Origin of the sequence: Bacteroides zhangwenhongii (assembly GCF_009193325.2) — a bacterium.
Classification (GTDB): domain Bacteria; phylum Bacteroidota; class Bacteroidia; order Bacteroidales; family Bacteroidaceae; genus Bacteroides; species Bacteroides zhangwenhongii.
Genome location: NZ_CP059856.1, coordinates 3,546,854 through 3,566,627, shown reverse-complemented (window position 1 = coordinate 3,566,627; position 19,774 = coordinate 3,546,854). Strand labels below are relative to the sequence as shown.

Genomic DNA, 19,774 nt, shown 5'->3' with positions numbered 1-19,774 from the left:
AGTAAATAAGAATTATAGGTTTGTGGCAGATGATGGTGGATATATTTTTATTACTTTGGTAGTATATTTATCTTTTGTCTTAGCAAAGGTTATCCTGAAAGTATGCACTCCTTCTGTCGTGGTCTTAATTTCCTCATCTACTCCTTCAATGTATTTGTATCCTATTGGTAAATAAAGCTCAATAGAAGAGGTCGTTCCGGGAATTCCTTCTACGATAATTTCTAGAGCTTTATTGGTTAGTTTTTGACTTAATATTCTGATACCTTTTGATATTTCACCATATTGTGGAAGTTGGTAGGCAGGCAGAGCAGACATTCCTTCATGAAGTAAAACTTCCACTTGAGTTGTTTTATCTAAAAAGATTTCTGTGCTAATATTCATATATTCTCCATTATCCAGTAAATCGAAAACAACTTCTTTCCCATTTACAGATACTCGTTCAACTCGGCTTCCTGGTGCAAATGATGGGCTAAAGGTAGCTTGGATTGGTTGAGTAGATGAGAAAACATACAGGATTTTACCTGGTTCCTTTTTCATGTTGAAGGAAATTGAAGTGTCTGCTATCCGGAGTTTTTCTACTTGCAGGGTATTCCAATGAAAAGGGAGACGTGGAGCTAGCTTTAATCGTTTACGTGGGGCATCAGGAGCAAATCCTAACATTCCCTCTACGATGGGCTGTAATACCATTGTTTCTGACCAACATTGGTGAAGGGTTACACCGGAGGGCTTATACACAACGCCGTTAATAACCTCGGGAATTCTGCCATGGGATATTTCACGGTAATTTTGTAGATTGGCCATTATATGTGAGAAGCCTTGAATATAACGTCCGACTTCATATTCAGCTAATGCAGTCCACCCTGTGAATAAAGGCCATACGCTACCAAAATGATAAGCTGTAGGGTTAAAAATAGGGTGGCTGTCATTAATCATACGGACCCCCCAGTCAGTGGAGAAGTGGCTGGAAGCGAATTTTTCCATCATGTGTTCCGAGCGTTTTTTATCGGTTACGCCCATATAAACAGGAACGGTAACTAGCACAATACATTCATCTGTATAACTGCCATCTTTGTGTTTGCCATAATTATAGTAACCTTTTTCGTTCCAGAAGTTTTTGTTTATTATCTCATTTACTATATTAGCATCAGACTTATATTTGGCTTTGTTGACAGTATCTCCAACTAAAGAAGCTATATAAACTGCATCGTTCAGAGCGGCATTCCATAGTCCAGCGAGATAGAATTCGGTGTGTGAACCATATAGGTCTCCGCCTTCTAACCATCCATGTCCAACATTGCTGATTTCTATTAAATGGTCTCCATCCGTATCGGTAGAATAGCAATAATTGATTGCTTTTGTAATAGCAGGCATATGCTTTTTTACGAACTCAAAGTCTCCGCTTGCTCGTAGATAGCGAGCGATCAGATTTATAAATAGGGGAGTTGCATCTGACGCGTCGAAATGAACAGAACCACTGGTTGTTAGTTCATGATATATTTTTCCATCTATTTGTTGATAACGTATCAATGTTTCCAAGACTTTGCGGACAGTGGTAAAATCACCTATGTCAGTTAATGCAAATGCTGACCAAATTGCATCACGACCAAAGTACCAGGCATATCCGGGGCGTCCACTTATCTTGTGTGCTCCTCTCCAACCGCGGCGAGAAGATGAGTAGCCTGCCATTAAGGAAGTTCCTATACCGGGAGTATCGACGATAAATTGTGCTGAACTGATTGTTGCCCAACGAAAACCTTCATTAAATAAAGAGTCTGGCGTTGTGATCGACAGGTTATTATCTAAATATTCTTTATAATGATTGATACTTGTGTTAAAAACCGATTGTGGATTTTCGATCACTTGTGCGTAACTATTGAAAACCTTGGATAGTCCTTCATTACTGGCTATCATGAAAATATCCATTGTTTGACTTTGTTCTACATTATAACTTACTGAGCATCCAACTTGATGCTTGTCTGTCACAATTCCTTGTGGCTTTTTATTTGGATAGATAAAGTCATCAAAACGTCCGCTTAATAAAGGAGTTCCCGGTAGATTTGCCCCTATTAATGAAACAAATTCTTTATTACTGTCGTGGATAATAAAAGCATTGGCTTCTGAGGACCAATGATAGAATATGGTTCCTAACGCATATTCGTCATATGGCCACATAAAACGTAAGTTACTTTTATAATCAGTTATGATCCGATGGATGTTGTTACCTTTCCACTCATAGTGAGCTATTGTCACGGCATTGTCTATTTGTGAGGTCAGAACTTCCTTTAAATAAAAATCGTGGTCTTGATATGTACGTATGATAGCATTGGGGCGTAATTCAACGGTTGCATTATAGGAATCAAGGGAGACTAAGGTGTCACGTCCGCTTATATCCAGCCAAATCCGATAGTCACGGAGAGATAGAAACGGATGAACCCATATTTCTTCAATTCCGCTTTTCTCTTTAGCAATCAATACTGCTTTTTGGGAAGGTAAATCTATTGTGGTATTAGTTGCTTTCCAGCATATTTTCTCTTGAGTTTTCGGAATATGCCATTGAATTGGTTGAGATATTGCAATTTGGGGAGTTGTTGTTTTTTCTTCTTTGATATCTAATGGCTTTTTTTCCCAATAAAAAGTTTTGCTTCTCATCGGTTGGCCACTTAGATAACGAATGCAGTTATGGGTGAATTGATTTAATATTTCTGTATGAAAATTTTCTTTATTATAATACAGAAAGCCGCCAATAGCTAAAATAGAACCTTTGCCTAATTGCGTTTCCCATAGAATTTTATCTTCTGGATGATAATAGATGTACTCCCATAGTGTTCCTATTACTTTCGCTGTTGAGGCCATTGGCTTATTTTCTCCGAAAAAACCAAGTACACGACATTGATTATCGATTGTCCCATGCCAAGTGTATGCACCGCCGAATAGTTGGTCGAATAGTGGGTGTTCACGATAAGCATGAAAACCTACTTTGCGTCCAAAACCTTTATCTGTGGCATCAAAGATCTTATTTTTTATAGGTTCTGGTTCGATTTGCCATGTATTTAGTAAACGGACGGCTTCCATTGATAATATCAATTTACCTCCATTAGTGGTGTATTTTGTCAAAATGGGTCCCGTTTGTTTTTCTTGCTCTGAAATAGGCATACTGTCTATCCGATGATACCATACAACATCATAGTGAGATAAATCGGTAAGAGTGTCTATTGGAAGATATTCATAAGTAATATCTTTTTCTGAATCCAATAAATGACCTAAAGCAGTCAATTCCGATGTTTGTTGTTCTGTACCACCATCGGTCAATAGGGCTACTTTTAATGTGTGATCGTGACATGCTGTAAAAAGTAGAAGTAAGCAAAGTATATTTATGATATGTTTATCGAATATTTTCATAATACATATATTTTAATGTGGATGATTTTCTGACATATAAAATTCCAATAGTCCTCCATTCATAATCATTTTGTGAGTGATAAATGGTCTTGGTAGTTTTTTACCATTGTACGAGACAGATTCTACATAGATGTTCGTTTCTGATTGGTTGTGTATTAGAATTTCAAATTGTTTGCCATTGTTAAGATGGATAATTACTTTATCTAATACAGGAGAACCTAATGCATATTCTCCTGATGCTGGATTTACTGGATAAAAGCCCATCATAGAAAAAGCTAGCCATGCGCTAGTTTGTCCCATATCGTCATTTCCGCTGATTCCGTTATATGAATCGTTGTATTGCTCATTAATGATTTGCCGTATCAATCGTTGCGTTTTCCATGGTTTATCTACATAATTATAAAGATAGGCATTATGATGAGATGGCTCATTGCCATGTGCATATTGCCCGATGAATCCTGATGCATTTTCATTGATTTCATTTGTCGGGGAGATTGTAGTAAATAATTTATCTAAACGTTTTTCCATTCCCTCTTTACCGTTCATTAGTTGCATTAAACCTTTTATGTCATGTTGTACAGAAAATAAATATTGCCATGCATTTGCTTCACAATAATATCGTTTGTATCCGTCACCATCATAGCGGAATGGATCGAATGGTTCAGCCCAGGAACCATTACTCATGCGAGGACGGAAGAAACCAGTTTGTTTGTCGTAGATATTCCGGTAAGTCATACTTCGTTTTAGGAAAAAGTCTGCATCTTTTTCCTTTCCCATTTTTTTAGCCATAATTGAAGCACACCAATCGTTATATGAATTTTCCAGATGTATAGAGGCTACTTCATAACCCAGGTCATGTGGATAGAATCCATATTGTTCGACTTGAGAGAAGAAAGAACTATTGGCATGATCACGGGTAAGTGTTTTTTTGATAATTTCATAGGCTCTGTTCCAGTCAATGCCATGTAATCCTTTTATATATGCTTCGACAATGACGGAAACGGCATGATTTCCTATCATACAATAGTTATCTACTCCCCATAGCCCCCAAATTGGCAGATAGCCGTATACTTCTCCTTGTCTGATTAAAGAATTGATGATAGCTGGCATTCGTTCTTGTTGGGTAAGTAATAGTAAAGGATGAGTAGCTCTGTATGTATCCCATAAGGAGAGGTTTGAATAATATGAGTTGCCTTTACCGAGATTGTCTTCGGTATAATTGGGGAGGAGTATATCCCCGTTGGTATCCGCCATATCATTAGGATGCAAATAATTTCGATAGATGGCAGAATAGAACATTCTTTTATATTTGTTACTTCCTTCTATTGTTATTTTGGAAAGTTCTCGTTCCCAGTCTGCGTCGGCTTTATTTTGAATTTCATTGAAAGTTTTGTTTTCAGCCTGAGATTTCATGTTTTCACGGGCGTTTTGAGTGCTGACTGCAGATATGCCTACTTGAATTTCTAATGGTTCTTTGCTCTCTTCAAATGATAGAACAGCTAGGGGAGATTTATTATCTACTCCACAAATCAGATCGGTTGAAGGGTAGTAACGTTTATCGCGGAACATCCAATAGTCTGCTATTGGGCGAGAAAACTTGATTGTAAAATAGATCTTCCGTAAACGGGCCCATCCTGTCACTATGCGATATCCTTCAAGTGTATGAGGACCTACAACTTTAAGCTGGGCATCAATCATTTTGAATGGTAGCCATTTTCTCCTTTTAGAGAGGGAATGATCTAAGTCTACAAGGACTCGTGGAATAGCGTTGGGTTGATAAGTATATCGATGGAAGCCTACATTTCTTGTGGCAGTTAGCTCGACATTTATTTGTTTATTTAATAGTACTTGATAATAACCAGGAGATGCACTTTCTTGCTCATGAGAGAATGTAGAGTGTAAATGGTTCATGTTACTTGCTGTAAGCTTTGTAATAATGGAATCTTTTGTACCAGTGAAAGGCAGAATTAATATGTCATATAAATCGGAAATACCAGTACCACTTAAATGTGTATGACTGAATCCATAGATAATAGAATCTTTCCATTGATATCCGGAACATGTGTTAAAAATATCTTTCTGTGTATCTGGGCTCAACTGAATCATACCGAATGGGATTGTTGCTCCAGGAAAAGTATTAGAAGGCAGAGATAGTGAATCCTGGGATTCTGAACCTATAAAAGGGTTAACCCATACAGTTAAATCATTCTTTAGTTCTTGTTTAGTACTACAAGAATATATCATTAACAGCCCTAAGAGTATATAACTTGAAAATGTTTTCATATTATGTTTTTCGCTATGTATTGAACAACAAAAGTAGGATGTATAAAATGATATGTATTGTGATTTTTGCCAAAACGATATAAATATTTGCTATAAATAAAGGATGTACACTCATTCTAGATATTTGAGAAAGTATGATAGCTGTTTTTATATATATTAGAATGAGGGAAAAGGACGATTTTCTTATTCATTGAGACATATTTTCTATCTTTTTGTTTTGGTTTTACTTACATTTGGGCAGTCAAATAGAAGTGGAAAGAAGTTGTTTGAGTTGTTTTGGGGATATTCTCAAAAATCATCAGACTTGCTCCTGAAGTTTTATAGAACAAATACCTGATATTATGGAACGAACCTTTATTAAATATTTTGTAAATAATAGTACGGGGTCAGATAGAAATATTTTTTCCGTCGGTTTTGAGGAAATTTCTCCTGGATCCTCTTATCCGACATTAAATCATTCTATCGGTTATTATTTTGATGCGGATAAGGGACGTGTTTTAAGAGAATATCAGTTAGTATATGTTACCAACGGAGAAGGTGTGCTTGAAACAGAAAATGGTGGTGTGTTTACTATTAAGCGAGGGATGATATTTGTTTTGTTTCCGGGAGAGTGGCATACATATTATCCCAATTATGAGACAGGGTGGAGTCATTATTGGATCGGATTTGGAGGTTCAGAAGTTGAGGGGTGGATAAGAAAAGGATATTGCTCGAAGGAAACTCCGGTCTTTAAAGTGGGGATTAATGATGAGATTGTGTCTTTGTTCAGAAAGGCTATTTATGTGGCTAATGAAGAACAAAGTTTGTATCAGCAGGTACTTAGTGGGTTGGTTGTTTATTTGGTAGCATTAATGTGCAGTATAGATAAAAATCGGTATGTAGGGAATGATGATTTTTCTTCTAAGATAGATTATGCCTGTGTACTTATGCGAGAATTGGTAGAACAGTCGGTCTCTATGCAGGAAATAGCTGTAAAATCAGGTATGGGGTATTCTCTTTTTCGTAAACTGTTTAAGGAGCGAATGCTCTGTGCTCCAGTACAATATTTTCTGAGTCTTAAGATACAAAAAGCTGTTGAGTTGTTGACTGCTACTACTATTCCTGTGAAAGAAATAGCTTATCAATTAAGTTTTGATTCTCCGGCTTATTTTTCTGCTCGTTTTAAGAAACAAATGGGGAAATCTCCTGTTGAATATCGGGAAGAGTATAGTAGCAAATAGTTATACTGTTTTGTCAATAATTGAAAGTTCTTCTATGGGATAGTGCCTAAGTTTGTATCATAACTAAAAAGTGAAATTATGATACAAAAGAAAATGAAAGTTGGGCTTCTAGGGGTCGGGTTGGATACCTATTGGGGGCAGTTTGAGGGGCTTCTTCCCCGTTTATTAGCATATCAGCAGGAGATATGTGAAGGGATTGAGCGAATGGATATAGAAGTGGTGAATGTAGGAATGGTTGATTCGCCTTCAAAGGCAATGGAAAGTGCATTATTGCTTAGGCAGGCAAATGTTGAACTTATATTTTTATTTATCTCTACCTATGCTCTTTCATCTACGGTTTTGCCTGTTGCCAGGGAAGTTGGAAAACCTGTTATAATGTTGAATGTACAGCCAACTCCGTCTATTAATTATCGGAAGGTTAATTCAATGGATGATCGTGGTAAAATGACCGGAGAATGGTTAGCTCATTGTCAGGCTTGTTCTGTGCCAGAGTTTGCGAGTGTGTTTAATCGGGCAGATATTCGATATGATATTGTTACAGGATATTTGTCGGATGAATTTGTATGGAAAGATATTGCATCTTGGGTGAATGCTGCTTGCGTTGTTTATGGGATGCGTAATAATCGTTTAGGAGTCTTGGGGCATTATTATTGTGGAATGCTGGATGTTTATACAGATGTAACACGGCAAAGTGCTGTGTTTGGAACACATGTGGAACTATTGGAAATGTGTGAGCTGAAAGCATATAGGGATAGTGTGACAGAAAGCGAATTGAGATATAAATTAGAGGAATTTTATGATAGATTTAATGTAGATATAACGTGTGAACCAGAAGAGTTGGAAAGGGCTGCACGTACTTCTATAGCTTTAGATAAATTGGTAGAAGCTCATCAGCTAAGTGCTATGGCTTATTATTATGAAGGATTTAAGGGTAATGATTATGAGAATATCGTGACTTCAGTTATTGCTGGAAATACATTGCTGACAGGATACGGAATACCTGTTGCCGGAGAGTGCGAAATAAAAAATGCACAGGCGATGAAAATAATGTCATTGTTGAATGCTGGAGGATCTTTTTCGGAATTTTATGCCATGGATTTTGATGATGATATAATAATGTTGGGGCATGATGGGCCTGCGCATTTTTCCATTGCTGAAGAAAAGGTGAAACTTGTTCCGCTTCCACTATATCATGGAAAGCCAGGTAAGGGATTATCTATCCAAATGAGTGTAAGGCCAGGGGATGTTACTTTATTATCTGTTTGTGAAGATAAGAATGGGGTTTTTCTTTTGGCAGCTGAAGGAGAAGCTGTAAAGGGAGAAACTTTACATATTGGTAACACGAATAGCCGTTATCGTTTTCGTTGTGGAGCTCGCCGCTTTATGAATGAATGGTGCAAGGCTGGACCGTCTCATCATTGCGCGATTGGTGTAGGGCATAAAATAGGGGAGCTGAAGAAGCTTGCATTCCTTTTGGAAATACCGATTATTATAATTGAGTGAATTTTAGAATTAAATGTACTTGAACGATGGATAGAAGAACATTCTTAAAATCAGTAGGGGTTAAAGGAATGGCTGCAATGACTGCCTCAGTAGTAGGTACGGAAATGTTGGCTGCAGGAGATATTCCAGGTGAAAAACTGTCGGAGGCGCTCGAACGGAAAGTAAAGGCAAATCGTTTACCGGAAGATTTGAATATGCTAGTTGATGATATATCTTTGTTAAGTAAACCTCGTAATTTAACGGTGGCTTGCTATACATTTCCCAATTATCATGTTTCTGCTCTGCATAATAAAATTTATGGTCCAAATTGGACTGAATATAATCTTGTAAGAAGTGCTCGTCCCTGGTTTTCGGGGCATGCACAACCTAGAGGGCCTCTGTTGGGAGAATTGGATGAGAGCAAGCCGGAAACATGGGAGAAATACAATGAGTTGTGTAAACAGAGTGGAATTGATGTTCTTATTTGGGACTGGTATTGGTATAATAGCGAACCCTGTTTGCATGAGGCTTTGGAGAATGGCTTTCTGAGGGCTTCAAACAAGAATGATGTAAAGTTTGCGTGTATGTGGACTAATCATCCTTGGTATGTACTGTATCCTACTGCAATGACGAATGGACATAATGTTTATCCTCCTAGTTTTAGACCTGCGGATAGTTCACTGAAAGAGTGTTGGCAGAGCTTATCATATATAATTTCTAGATATTGTCATTTAGAAAACTATTGGAGAATAGACGATAAACCAGTGATTTGTATTTGGGATCCTAATCGCTTGGAGAAGATGATCGGAATGTCACAAACTAAACAGCTGTTTGCAGAGTTGGTAGGGTTTGCGAAAAAAATGGGACATAAAGGATTGCATTTTCATTCATCAGGCTTTTATTCTCCTAATTCTAAGGAAGTTGGTTATAATACAGCTGGTTCCTATAATCCTTTTACTTGGGTTGCTGATAATTATCAGCCCAAGAATGTAGAGCTTCCTGATTATGGCATAGCGGCTGCTGATGTTGCTTTTAAATTGTGGCCGAAACATCATCATGATTTTGATATCCCTTATCTGCCCTCTCTTTCTCCAGGGTGGGATTCTACTCCGCGATATATACCTCCATTGGTGAGACCTGACAAGCCTAACCGGGATACTTGGCCCGGCTGTGTAATTTTAGAAGGTGAAAATCCTGCATCTTTCAAAGCATTGGTACAGGCGGCTTTTGCCTATTTGAATAAGCATAAAGATGTACCTCCCATTCTTACAATCGCTTGTTTCAATGAATGGACGGAAGGCCATTATCTGCTTCCTGATAATCGTTTTGGATATGGAATGCTGGATGCTTTGGCAGAAGCATTAGGGAAAGGGGATAATCATTTGCTACATGGCAAATAGTTCATGTTGGCGGATTTTGTAGGTATGAGACATTTATTTTATTTATTGGGATATTTATTTTATTCTGTAATACTCAAATTGCCTACATTTGTAACATGGCAGATTAATAATTGCCATATGAAAAATTATATATAAACTCAGATAGATTTGAAATAATGAAGAAAGCAACTTTATTTTTATTGCTATTCTGTTTTGTTACTACGAGCTATTCGCAAGTATCTTTATCGAATAGTCTGAAAGACAAAAACCAGTTCCCAATTGTTACATCTGCATCAAAAGCGGTACTCTGTTATGATGATGCAGATGAAGAGGTTGTGAAACGAACTGCAAAGTTATTAGTAGAAGACATAAGCCGGGTTACTGATAAAAAGTTGCAACTAGTATCTAATTTACCTTCAAGGCAAGGATATATTGTTTTAGTTGGAACATTGGGAAAGAATAAGGCTATTGATCAGTTGGTTGCCACTAAAAGAATAGACGTTAGCAAGGTACTTGGTGGATGGGAGCAATATGCAATTGATTTGGTAGACAATCCTTTCCCGGGAATTAAAAAAGCGTTAATTGTAGCAGGCTCTGACAGGCGGGGTACAGCTTATGGGATGTTTTCTATTTCAGAAGTCATAGGTGTATCTCCTTGGTATTGGTGGGCAGATGCCCCAGTGGTTAAAAGAAAGTCTTTATGTTTGAATGTTAATGCTTTTTCTTCTAAGGCTCCTTCTGTTAAATATCGCGGAATTTTTATTAATGATGAAGACTGGGGTTTGAAGCCATGGGCTTCAAAGACTTTTGAGCCTAAGGTTGGAGATATAGGTCCTAAAACCTATGCAAAGATTTGTGAATTGTTGCTTCGTTTGAAGGCCAACTATTTATGCCCGGCAATGCATTCTTGTACGAAAGCATTTAATCATTATCCTGATAATAAATTAGTAGCAGATAGCTTTGCTATTGTAATGGGGTCCGTACATTGTGAACCGTTGTTATTCAATAATGCTTCAGAATGGGATCGTAAGACAATGGGAGAATGGAACTATGTGACTAATCGTGACGGTATTAATGACGTTTTGCGTAAACGGGTACATGAAAACGGCAAGTATGAGAATGTATACACATTGGCTATGCGCGGAATTCATGATGCGGTAATGGCTGGTAACTTGACCTTAGAGGAGCAGGCACGAGTCTTAGAAAGGGCTTTTGATGATCAGCGGGAGATTCTGTCAAGTGAGCTACATAAACCAGCCAATCAGATACCACAAGCATTTACTCCCTATAAAGAAGTATTGGAAACTTACGATCATGGCATGAATTTGCCTGAGGATGTTACCATAGTATGGTCAGAAGATGATTTTGGATATATGAAGCGTCTTAGTAACTCGAAAGAACGGCAGCGTTCTGGTCGTTCGGGAGTCTATTATCATGTTTCTTATTGGGGACCTCCCAAACATTATTTATGGATAGCTTCTACACCTCCGGCACTGATGTATGAAGAGTTGGAAAAGGCATATCGCTCGACTGCAGATAGACTTTGGGTTGTGAATGTTGGTGATATCAAGCCTGCGGAATATCACATTACTTTATTTATGGATATGGCTTATGATATTGAGCGTTTTAATTATGATAATATTAATGTTCATTGTGTAGATTTCCTCTGCCGGATATTTGGTGAGAAGTATAGGGCTGATTTTACAGATATTCAACAGACATATTTTAAACTGGCTTTTGCTCGTAAACCTGAATACATGGAGCGTAGAACTGATACAGAATTCTCGATCCAAAATTACAATGAGGTTGATAGGCGATTGGCGGATTATGAACGTATTGCCATGAAAGCGGAAAATATAATGAAAGATTTGGAAGAAGAGTTTATTCCGGCATTTTTCCAATTGGTATATTATAATGTAAAAGGAGCGACATTGGTAAACCAAATGACATTAGGCGGACAGAAGAATCGTTCTTATGTTGCTCAGCAACGATCAACTGCTAATCTTATGAAAGATAAGGTTAAGGTATATGGTGATAGCTTGGAACTGATAACGGAACAGTATAATTCACTATTAGATGGTAAATGGAAGGGTATGATGTCTTTGATTCATGGTGGAGCGCGTTCTTTTGAACGTGCTAGAGTTGATTCAGTCAGGTTGGCATCTATACCTGTGTTAGGTGTTTCTTGTGAAAGTGAGGATAATCAGAAAGGGGTAGTAAATATTCATACAATTCCTTGTTTTAATAAATATCTACCAACTTCTCATTATATTGATGTGTTTAACAAGGGAACAGGAATTTTGAAATGGAAAGCGAGTACCTCTGTACCCTGGATTTTAATAGATAAGAAGAAAGGAAAAACTCGTTATGAGGACAGAATTAATGTTTCTATCGATTGGGAGAAAGCACCGGTCGGAGAAGATGGAAATGGTTCGATAGATATCTATACGGATGAAGATGAAAAGAAGACTATATTTGTGTCTGTATTTAATCCGGCTACACCTTCTGTGGAAGAACTGAAAGGCTTGTATGTAGAAAATAATGGATATGTTTCTATTGATGCAGCTGGTTTTCATCGAAAGAAGGAAATAGGGGAGATTAAATTTGATATAGTAGAAGGGCTTGGATTTGATAATAAGGTCGTTCGTTTGGGAGATCCTTTTGTTAAAACTCCTTATTTGGATGGTTTAGTTTTAACATCTAATTATGTGGCTCCTGTACGTGGTAATAATTATCCGGTATTAGAATATGATTTTTATTCTTTTCAAACTGGTCCAGTTGATGTATATACATATATGATGCCTATTTTCCCATTGGATAATGAACATGGTTCACGTTATGGGGTGATGGTGGATAATAGTCCGGTGTATTTACCGGAAGCTGGTGCTTCTTATTATAGTACTCCATGGATTCAGAGTGTACTGAGAAATTGTAGAATCAATAAAACGACTCATTTTATAGACAAACCAGGTAAACATTCCGTAAAAATTTATTGTGCACATCCTGGTATGATGTTACAGAAGGTTGTAGTTGACTTCGGTGGTTTGAAAAAGTCGTATATGGGACCAGAATCAACTAAAGTAAATTAAAATAGAAATATGGTAAGATTAATTTTATGTCTGTTGGTTATGATACTATGTTCGCCAGTTGCTTGGACACAAGTATCTTTAACCAAAAGTAATAATAAGTCTAACGAGTTTGGACTGGTGAACCGGAAAGGGAATGCGAGCCTTTATGTTGATGGGCGGGACTTTGAGGTTGTAAAGAAAGCAGCTAAGCTTTTTTCTGATGATGTACAATTAGTAACAGGTCAGGGTATTCAAGTAGGAACTACCGAAAGCAAATTAGTTCGAAATAGCATTATAGTAGGTACACTTGGGCATAATGAGCTGATAGATAAATTAGTTACTAAAAAGAAACTGAATGTTAGTTTATTGAAAGAACGTTGGGAAAGTTATTTGGTAGAGATAGTCCATAATCCTTTTCCAGGTGTTAATAAGGCACTAATTGTTGTTGGTAGTGATCGTCGTGGCACTGCTTATGGATTGTTTTCTATCTCCGAACTAATTGGTGTTTCTCCTTGGTACTGGTGGGCGGATGCCCCTGTCGCAAAGTATAATGAGTTAAATATTAAAGTTGATAAGTTTGTTTCTAAAGAGCCTACGGTAAAGTATCGTGGTATTTTTATCAATGATGAAGACTGGGGCTTACTACGTTGGGCAAAAAAGACATTCGAAAAGGAACGTGGAAATATAGGTCCTAAAACATATGCGAAAGTATGCGAACTTCTTTTGCGTCTGAAAGCAAACTATTTATGTCCGGCCATGCATGAGGCTTCTACTGCATTTAATAAGATACCAGAAAATAAACTGGTTGCTGATAGTTTTGCGATTGTAATGGGATCTGTACATTGTGAACCTCTCTTGTTTAATAATGCTAGTGAGTGGGATAAAAAGACTATGGGCGAATGGGACTATATCAATAATAAGGATATGCTTAATAAAGTGTTAAAGCAGCGTGTTGTGGAAAATTCGGCTTATGAGAATGTCTATACTCTTGCTTTACGTGGCCTTCACGACAAAGCAATGAGTGGTAGCAACGATATGAAGGAACGTGTTAAAATGTTGGGAGAAGCTTTAAATGCCCAGCGGCAACTTCTAGTGGATGTTATCAAGAAGCCAGCTAATGAAATACCACAAGCTTTTACTCCTTATAAAGAAGTTCTAGATGTATATAGTGCGGGTCTTGATTTACCTGAAGATGTTACTATCATTTGGCCTGATGATAATTATGGATATATGAAGCGGTTGAGTAGTCCTCGCGAGCAAAAACGTTCAGGTCGTGCAGGGGTTTATTATCATGTTTCTTATTTGGGAAAACCGCACGATTATCTGTGGATGAGTACGACTTCTCCTTCATTGATGTATGAAGAGTTGCGCAAAGCTTATGATACAACAGCTGACCGTATCTGGTTATTAAATGTTGGTGATATCAAGTCATGTGAGGCTTCTATGAATTTATTTTTGGCAATGGCGTATGATATAGATTCGTTTGATTATAATAATATATCTCTTTATCAAGCTCGCTGGCTAGCTAATATATTTGGTGATAAGTACTATAATGATTTTGTGGATATAACGAATACTTTTTATCATCAGGCTTTCTCTCGTAAGCCGGAGTTTATGGGATGGGGATACCAGTGGGCTACTAACAGACATGGAAAAGAACGTAATACCGACACTGATTTTTCATTTGCCAATTATCGGGAGGCAGATTTAAGATTGGCTGCTTATGAACGTATCGGTGCAAAGGTTGGGGAGATATTGAATGAATTGCCAGAAGAATATAAGCCGGGATTTTATCAGTTACTTTATTATCCCGTGAAAGGTTGCGAATTGATAAATAAGATGGTACTGACGGGGCAAAAGAATAGGTGGTATGTTTTGCAACAGAGAGCGGCGGCGAACAAATTGAAAGAACAGGCGAAAGTATATTATGATAGTTTACAAACTATTACTCAAGGGTATAATTCTTTATTGAATGGTAAATGGGAACACGTTATGACTACCCGTCAAGGATTTGCAGCTTCTTATTTTGAACTACCACAATTGAGAACAGTGGAATTGTTCGATGTTCCTTCGTTGGGAATATGGGTAGAGGAAGAGGATGTGTTGAAGGGAAAAGCTAGTTTTCACCTGTTGCCTGTATTTAGTACCTATTTACGTCAATCGTATTACTTCGATGTATTCAATAAAGGTAAAGGGGTGTTAGATTGGAACATAAAAACTTCGGAAGACTGGATACAAGTTGATAAGAATCAAGGAAGTACAGATACAGAACACAGAGTCTGGGTTTCTATAGATTGGAAGAAGGTTCCTGTTGGAGAGCGAATTTCTGGTGTTATTGAAGTGTCCGCAGGCAATGCTGGAAAAGAGAATATATACGTTTCAGTATTTAACCCTGTGTCTCCTCTATTAACTGAAATAGATACTCTGTTTGTCGAGCATAACGGATATGTTTCTATTAATGCTGCTGATTATCATAGAAAGGTCGAAAATGAAGCTATTAAGATTATGACTATCCCTAATTTAGGATTTGAGAATGCATCTGTACAATTGGGTAACCCGATTGCTCCTGCACAAAAAACAGGTAGCAGTATTGTGCCGCGTGTAGAATATGATTTTTATACTTTCGGTCAAGGGTCGGTAGATGTATATACTTATGTGTTGCCCACTTTCACCTTGAGTGCAGATAAAGGTTATGCTGGTCATGAGGCGACTAACATTGAAACTCGTTATGGGGTGTGCGTTGACGATGGTCCAGTGATGAACCCGTCGACATCTTCTTTTGAGTATGCACAGATATGGTATGAAAGTGCTTTGAAAAATTGTCGTATCAATAAAACGACATTACATATTAGCAAACCAGGGAAACATACTGTAAAGGTTTTGTGTGGGGATGCTGGTACGGTTCTACAAAAGATTGTATTGGATTTTGGAGGTATGAAACGTTCTTATTTGGGGCCACAACCGACAAAGGCCAAATAACGTTTTAATATTATAATATTCCTTTTCATTTATATTATTATTTTCTATAACACCTGGATATCAATCAATTTGATATCCGGGTGTTAATGTGTTTATGCCCGATTTTAAAGAATTTGTTAACTGCTTGTTGGAGCTATTTGGTTCTTGTATAGTCTGGAGTGATGATTAGATACAGCTTTCTTTTGAATTAGAGCTCATTTGGGATATTTCTTCCATTTATTGGGATGTTTCTTTTATCCTTAGAAAAACAAATCGTATACTTTTGCTTTTGCAAATAATTATATTATTAACCATAAATAGTAAAACTTGTATATGAAAAACAAATTGTTGTTACTAATGTTGTGTGCATTCTTTTTGCTTAGTTGTGGGGATGATGAAGAAATGCGATATGCAAATATTTATTTCCCATTATCTACATGGGCTTCAAAATGTGATTTTTTTATTGCAAATTTTGATTATGCTAAAGATACTACCTATGTTGTAGGAGTATATTGTGGAGGGAGTCTTCCTGTCCCTCAGAATGTAAACGTATCTATTGGGTTATCAGTTGATTCTTTGAAAAAACTTCAGGTGAAAGAATCTTCTTTTGCTAATTATGAGGTGCTCCCTGAAGGGAGTTATGATATTACTCCTGCAGATACAGTGGCAATGATCAAAAAAAATACAAATCGAGGAGATTTGCGAATTATCTTCCATACAACTAAACTAGATCCAACAAAGCAATATGTGTTGCCGTTGCGTATCAAGTCAACCTCTCATTATGAATTGGCTCCGCAACACAGTTATCTTTTCTTTGGAATAAAAAAACAATAATTTATTTTTTAATATGATGAAAAATTATAGTAAGTTTCACTTATTATCGAAGCAGACTGTTTTCTATAAATTGATTTGTTTTGTCGTTTTTTGTAGTTGTGTTTTTTATACATTGGATGTATTTGCTCAGAAAAACAAGCAAATTGTAATAAGAGGGAAAGTCGTGAATCCTAAAGGTGAAGTACTACCAAATGTCCTAGTTGATGTAAAAGAAACTTTGTCTTTTGTTTTAACAGATAAAGAAGGTTGCTTTACAATAGCTGTGCCTAATGAAGAATCTTGTTTGATATTTACATTGGATGAATATGAAAGAACAACGGTACAGGTAGGAAAAAGCCGCAATATGCAGCTTACTCTTCTTAGAAAAGTAGAAAGGTATGAGGACAATCTTGTACATTTAATGTATGGTTCACAAAGAGAATCGAGATTGGTTACAGCTGTAGAAACAGTTAAAGGTGAGCAGTTGGAGGACATCCCAGTTATGTTTCAGAATGCTGCAATCGCTGGACTAATGATGGGAGTTCAAAGTATTCAGACTACTGGTTTGCCGGGCGCTGATAATGCTAATTTATATGTACGTGGGCAACGTTCATGGAGGAGTGGTTCACCTGTTGCATTTGTAGATGGTCGTTTACGTTCGTTCTCTTTAATTGATCCTCATGAGATAGAATCTATTTCTGTGTACAAGGATGCAGGTTCTCTTTCGATATTGGGCTTAAGAGGGGCAAACGGAGCATTTATGGCTACTACTCGTCGAGGGAAAGAAGGAAGACCTATAATACGATTTAATGCACAGTTAAGTCTTTCGAAACCTACACAAATGCCGGAATATTTAGATTCGTATCATTATGCCCAATTATATAATGAAGCCTATCTTAATGATAATCCAGGGAGTGAACCGGTGTATAAAAAAGAAGATTTAGATTTATATGCAAGCGGTACATCTCCGTATACTCATCCAAATGTAAATTGGATTGATGAGATTTTAAAAAAACAAACAATAGCGCAACGTTATAATTTGAGCATTCAAGGAGGAAGTTCTAAGGCAAAGTATTTTGTTAATTTTTCATATCAAAATAATGATGGGTTATATAAAACAGCAGGACTGAATACATATAATACGAATGCTAATTTTAAGGTGTATTCTATCCGTTCTAATGTGGATGTTTCTTTAACTAAAGACCTGCTATTATCCGTAGATTTGTTTGGACGTCAACAGTTAAGGAATAATCCAGGGGGATCTATGAGTGCGGAAGGATTGTTTAAAACTGTATATTCCTTACCTGCTAATATTTTCCCCTTGAATTATGGACCGGATAAAGTAGCAGGAACTAATGATTATCGTAAGAATCCTTATGGGATCTTGAATCATAGTGGATATTCCAAATATATTCACAGTACTATGGAGGCTTCAATGAAAGCAAATCAAAAATTGGATTTTATCACAAAAGGATTGGGTGTGTATGCTTCGTTGGCTTTCGATGCCCGTTTTGATAATACGATTAACCGTAGTAAAGCATATATGGTATATGAATATACAGGTAAGGATCCGATTACAAGTGAAGATCTGTTTACCACATGGGGAGAACCTGGAAAACAGGTGAATAAGAATTCATTTGGTGATAGTAAAGTTCGTATTTTTGATGTAGAAGCAGGAATGAATTATGCGCGTATATTTGGAGGAAAGCATGATATATCTGGAGTCTTGACTTTTAATCGTACTCAGCAAACTACAGATACACAACAAATGGCGAACTTTCATCAAGGATTGTTTGGCCGTGCTTCCTATGCATTTGATGCTCGTTATCTGGCGGAATTTTCTTTTGGTTATCAAGGTACTGAGCAATTACCACCGGAAAAGCGCTATGGCTTTTTCCCGGCTATCTCATTGGGATGGGTTTTATCTGAGGAACCTTTTGTTAAAAAGACCATAGGAAATGATTTGTTGAGCTTTGTCAAGTTCTATGGTTCGTATGGCTTGACAGGGACTGATGATGGACTTCCTTATTTTTATTATCTGCCTACAATGTCTAATAAAGGTTCGAGCCGTTATCATTTTGGAGTGAATGGAACCAATGTAGGAGGATGGGGAGAAAATAGTGTTTTCAACTCCAATGTAACATGGGAAGAATCATTAAAATTAAACCTTGGTGCAGATATTCGTTTATGGAAGGATCGCATTTGCTTGGGATTCAATTATTTTAAGGAAAAAACGTCTCAGATATTAACAACTCGTTATACCGTATCTACTCTTTCGGGATATGGTTTTGGAGGTCCATTGGAGAATATAGGTAAGACGGAAAATAAAGGTTATGAAGCTCGCATTGCTTATACCGATAAGTGGGGAGATTTGTGTTGGACGGTAGGCGGTAATTTCAGTTTTATAGATAATACTATCTTATATAATGATGAGCAACCATATCCATATGATTATCAGAAACGTACAGGTAATTCTATCAATGATTTGTATGGCTATGTGTCAGATGGATTATACATTGATGAACAAGATCGTCTGAATAGTCCAAAAACAGATTTCGGAGCCGCTTATGCAGGTGATATTAAGTACAGAGACTTAAATGGTGACGGCGTTATTAATGAGCAGGATCAGCGTAAAATTGGAGATGCAAATTTAGCGGAATGGAGTTATGGATTCTTTGTAGGTGCTGCTTATAAAGGATTTGATGTAAAAGCACTGTTTACTGGTGTAGCAGATCGGGATTACACTTATGGTGACCTTAATATTATGGCTTTCAAGAATGAAGCTGGTAATGGAAATGAATGGGGAGGTGGCAGTGTACAAAAGTACCATTGGAATAATCGCTATAATCCTAATGATCCTTCTACTTGGCATACGGCTAAGTATCCTCGTTTATCTTTGTTGGGAGGAACACACAACCGCTTGGATTCGGATTTTTGGCAAGATAATGGAAATTTCCTCCGATTAAAAACTTTAGAAATAGGCTACACGCTCCCACAAAATTGGACTCGCAAGATTAGAATATCAAAAGCACGTATTTTTTATACTGGATATAATCTTTTTACTTGGCACAAAATGCGTATTCTAGATCCGGAGAGCCAGCCGGGTGTATGTAACTATCCGGTGCAGAAAGTGTCAAGCTTTGGTTTGAGTCTTCAATTTTAATAGTAATGA

At 37.2% G+C, this 19,774-nt stretch carries 9 protein-coding genes; 7 read left to right on the top strand and 2 right to left on the bottom strand.

Annotation, left to right across the window (positions count from 1 at the left end):
* Nucleotides 1-12: 12 nt before the first annotated feature.
* Complete coding sequence (locus tag GD630_RS14275; protein WP_143866287.1) at nt 13-3,399, bottom strand: amylo-alpha-1,6-glucosidase; 3,387 nt, start codon at nt 3,397-3,399, stop codon at nt 13-15.
* Nucleotides 3,400-3,411: 12 nt separating this feature from the next.
* Nucleotides 3,412-5,682: a GH92 family glycosyl hydrolase gene (locus GD630_RS14270; protein ID WP_143866285.1), complete on the bottom strand. Its 2,271-nt coding sequence runs from the start codon at nt 5,680-5,682 to the stop codon at nt 3,412-3,414.
* Between the two features lie 341 nt (nt 5,683-6,023).
* Here GD630_RS14270 and GD630_RS14265 point away from each other — a divergent pair, with 341 nt between their 5' ends.
* The 7 genes from GD630_RS14265 to GD630_RS14235 all read left to right on the top strand — a co-directional run bounded on the left by GD630_RS14265 (nt 6,024) and on the right by GD630_RS14235 (nt 19,765).
* The gene (locus tag GD630_RS14265) at nt 6,024-6,902 is read left to right on the top strand and encodes an AraC family transcriptional regulator (protein WP_143866283.1); all 879 of its coding nucleotides are present in this window, start codon (nt 6,024-6,026) and stop codon (nt 6,900-6,902) included.
* 78 nt (nt 6,903-6,980) lie between these two features.
* Nucleotides 6,981-8,405 (top strand): L-fucose/L-arabinose isomerase family protein, encoded by a 1,425-nt coding sequence (locus tag GD630_RS14260; protein WP_143866281.1) that lies wholly within the window; start codon nt 6,981-6,983, stop codon nt 8,403-8,405.
* Nucleotides 8,406-8,431: 26 nt separating this feature from the next.
* Entirely contained in the window at nt 8,432-9,784 is a 1,353-nt protein-coding gene (locus GD630_RS14255) for a glycoside hydrolase family 99-like domain-containing protein (RefSeq protein ID WP_143866280.1), read from the top strand.
* Between the two features lie 155 nt (nt 9,785-9,939).
* Entirely contained in the window at nt 9,940-12,852 is a 2,913-nt protein-coding gene (locus GD630_RS14250) for a glycosyl hydrolase 115 family protein (protein ID WP_143866278.1), read from the top strand.
* A gap of 9 nt (nt 12,853-12,861) precedes the next feature.
* Nucleotides 12,862-15,810 (top strand): glycosyl hydrolase 115 family protein, encoded by a 2,949-nt coding sequence (locus tag GD630_RS14245; RefSeq protein WP_143866276.1) that lies wholly within the window; start codon nt 12,862-12,864, stop codon nt 15,808-15,810.
* A 312-nt stretch (nt 15,811-16,122) separates the two neighbouring features.
* Nucleotides 16,123-16,623, top strand: coding sequence for a DUF1735 domain-containing protein (locus GD630_RS14240; RefSeq protein ID WP_143866274.1), 501 nt, complete (start codon nt 16,123-16,125; stop codon nt 16,621-16,623).
* A 13-nt stretch (nt 16,624-16,636) separates the two neighbouring features.
* Nucleotides 16,637-19,765 carry a SusC/RagA family TonB-linked outer membrane protein gene (locus tag GD630_RS14235; protein ID WP_143866272.1) on the top strand — a complete coding sequence of 1,043 codons (3,129 nt, stop codon included), beginning with the start codon at nt 16,637-16,639 and terminating at the stop codon, nt 19,763-19,765.
* Nucleotides 19,766-19,774 lie beyond the last annotated feature (9 nt).

Coding starts and splice junctions, on each gene's coding strand:
- GD630_RS14275 (WP_143866287.1), bottom strand. CDS start 3,399: ATGAAAATATTCGATAAACATATCATAAATATACTTTGCTTACTTCTA.
- GD630_RS14270 (WP_143866285.1), bottom strand. CDS start 5,682: ATGAAAACATTTTCAAGTTATATACTCTTAGGGCTGTTAATGATATAT.
- GD630_RS14265 (WP_143866283.1), top strand. CDS start 6,024: ATGGAACGAACCTTTATTAAATATTTTGTAAATAATAGTACGGGGTCA.
- GD630_RS14260 (WP_143866281.1), top strand. CDS start 6,981: ATGATACAAAAGAAAATGAAAGTTGGGCTTCTAGGGGTCGGGTTGGAT.
- GD630_RS14255 (WP_143866280.1), top strand. CDS start 8,432: ATGGATAGAAGAACATTCTTAAAATCAGTAGGGGTTAAAGGAATGGCT.
- GD630_RS14250 (WP_143866278.1), top strand. CDS start 9,940: ATGAAGAAAGCAACTTTATTTTTATTGCTATTCTGTTTTGTTACTACG.
- GD630_RS14245 (WP_143866276.1), top strand. CDS start 12,862: ATGGTAAGATTAATTTTATGTCTGTTGGTTATGATACTATGTTCGCCA.
- GD630_RS14240 (WP_143866274.1), top strand. CDS start 16,123: ATGAAAAACAAATTGTTGTTACTAATGTTGTGTGCATTCTTTTTGCTT.
- GD630_RS14235 (WP_143866272.1), top strand. CDS start 16,637: ATGATGAAAAATTATAGTAAGTTTCACTTATTATCGAAGCAGACTGTT.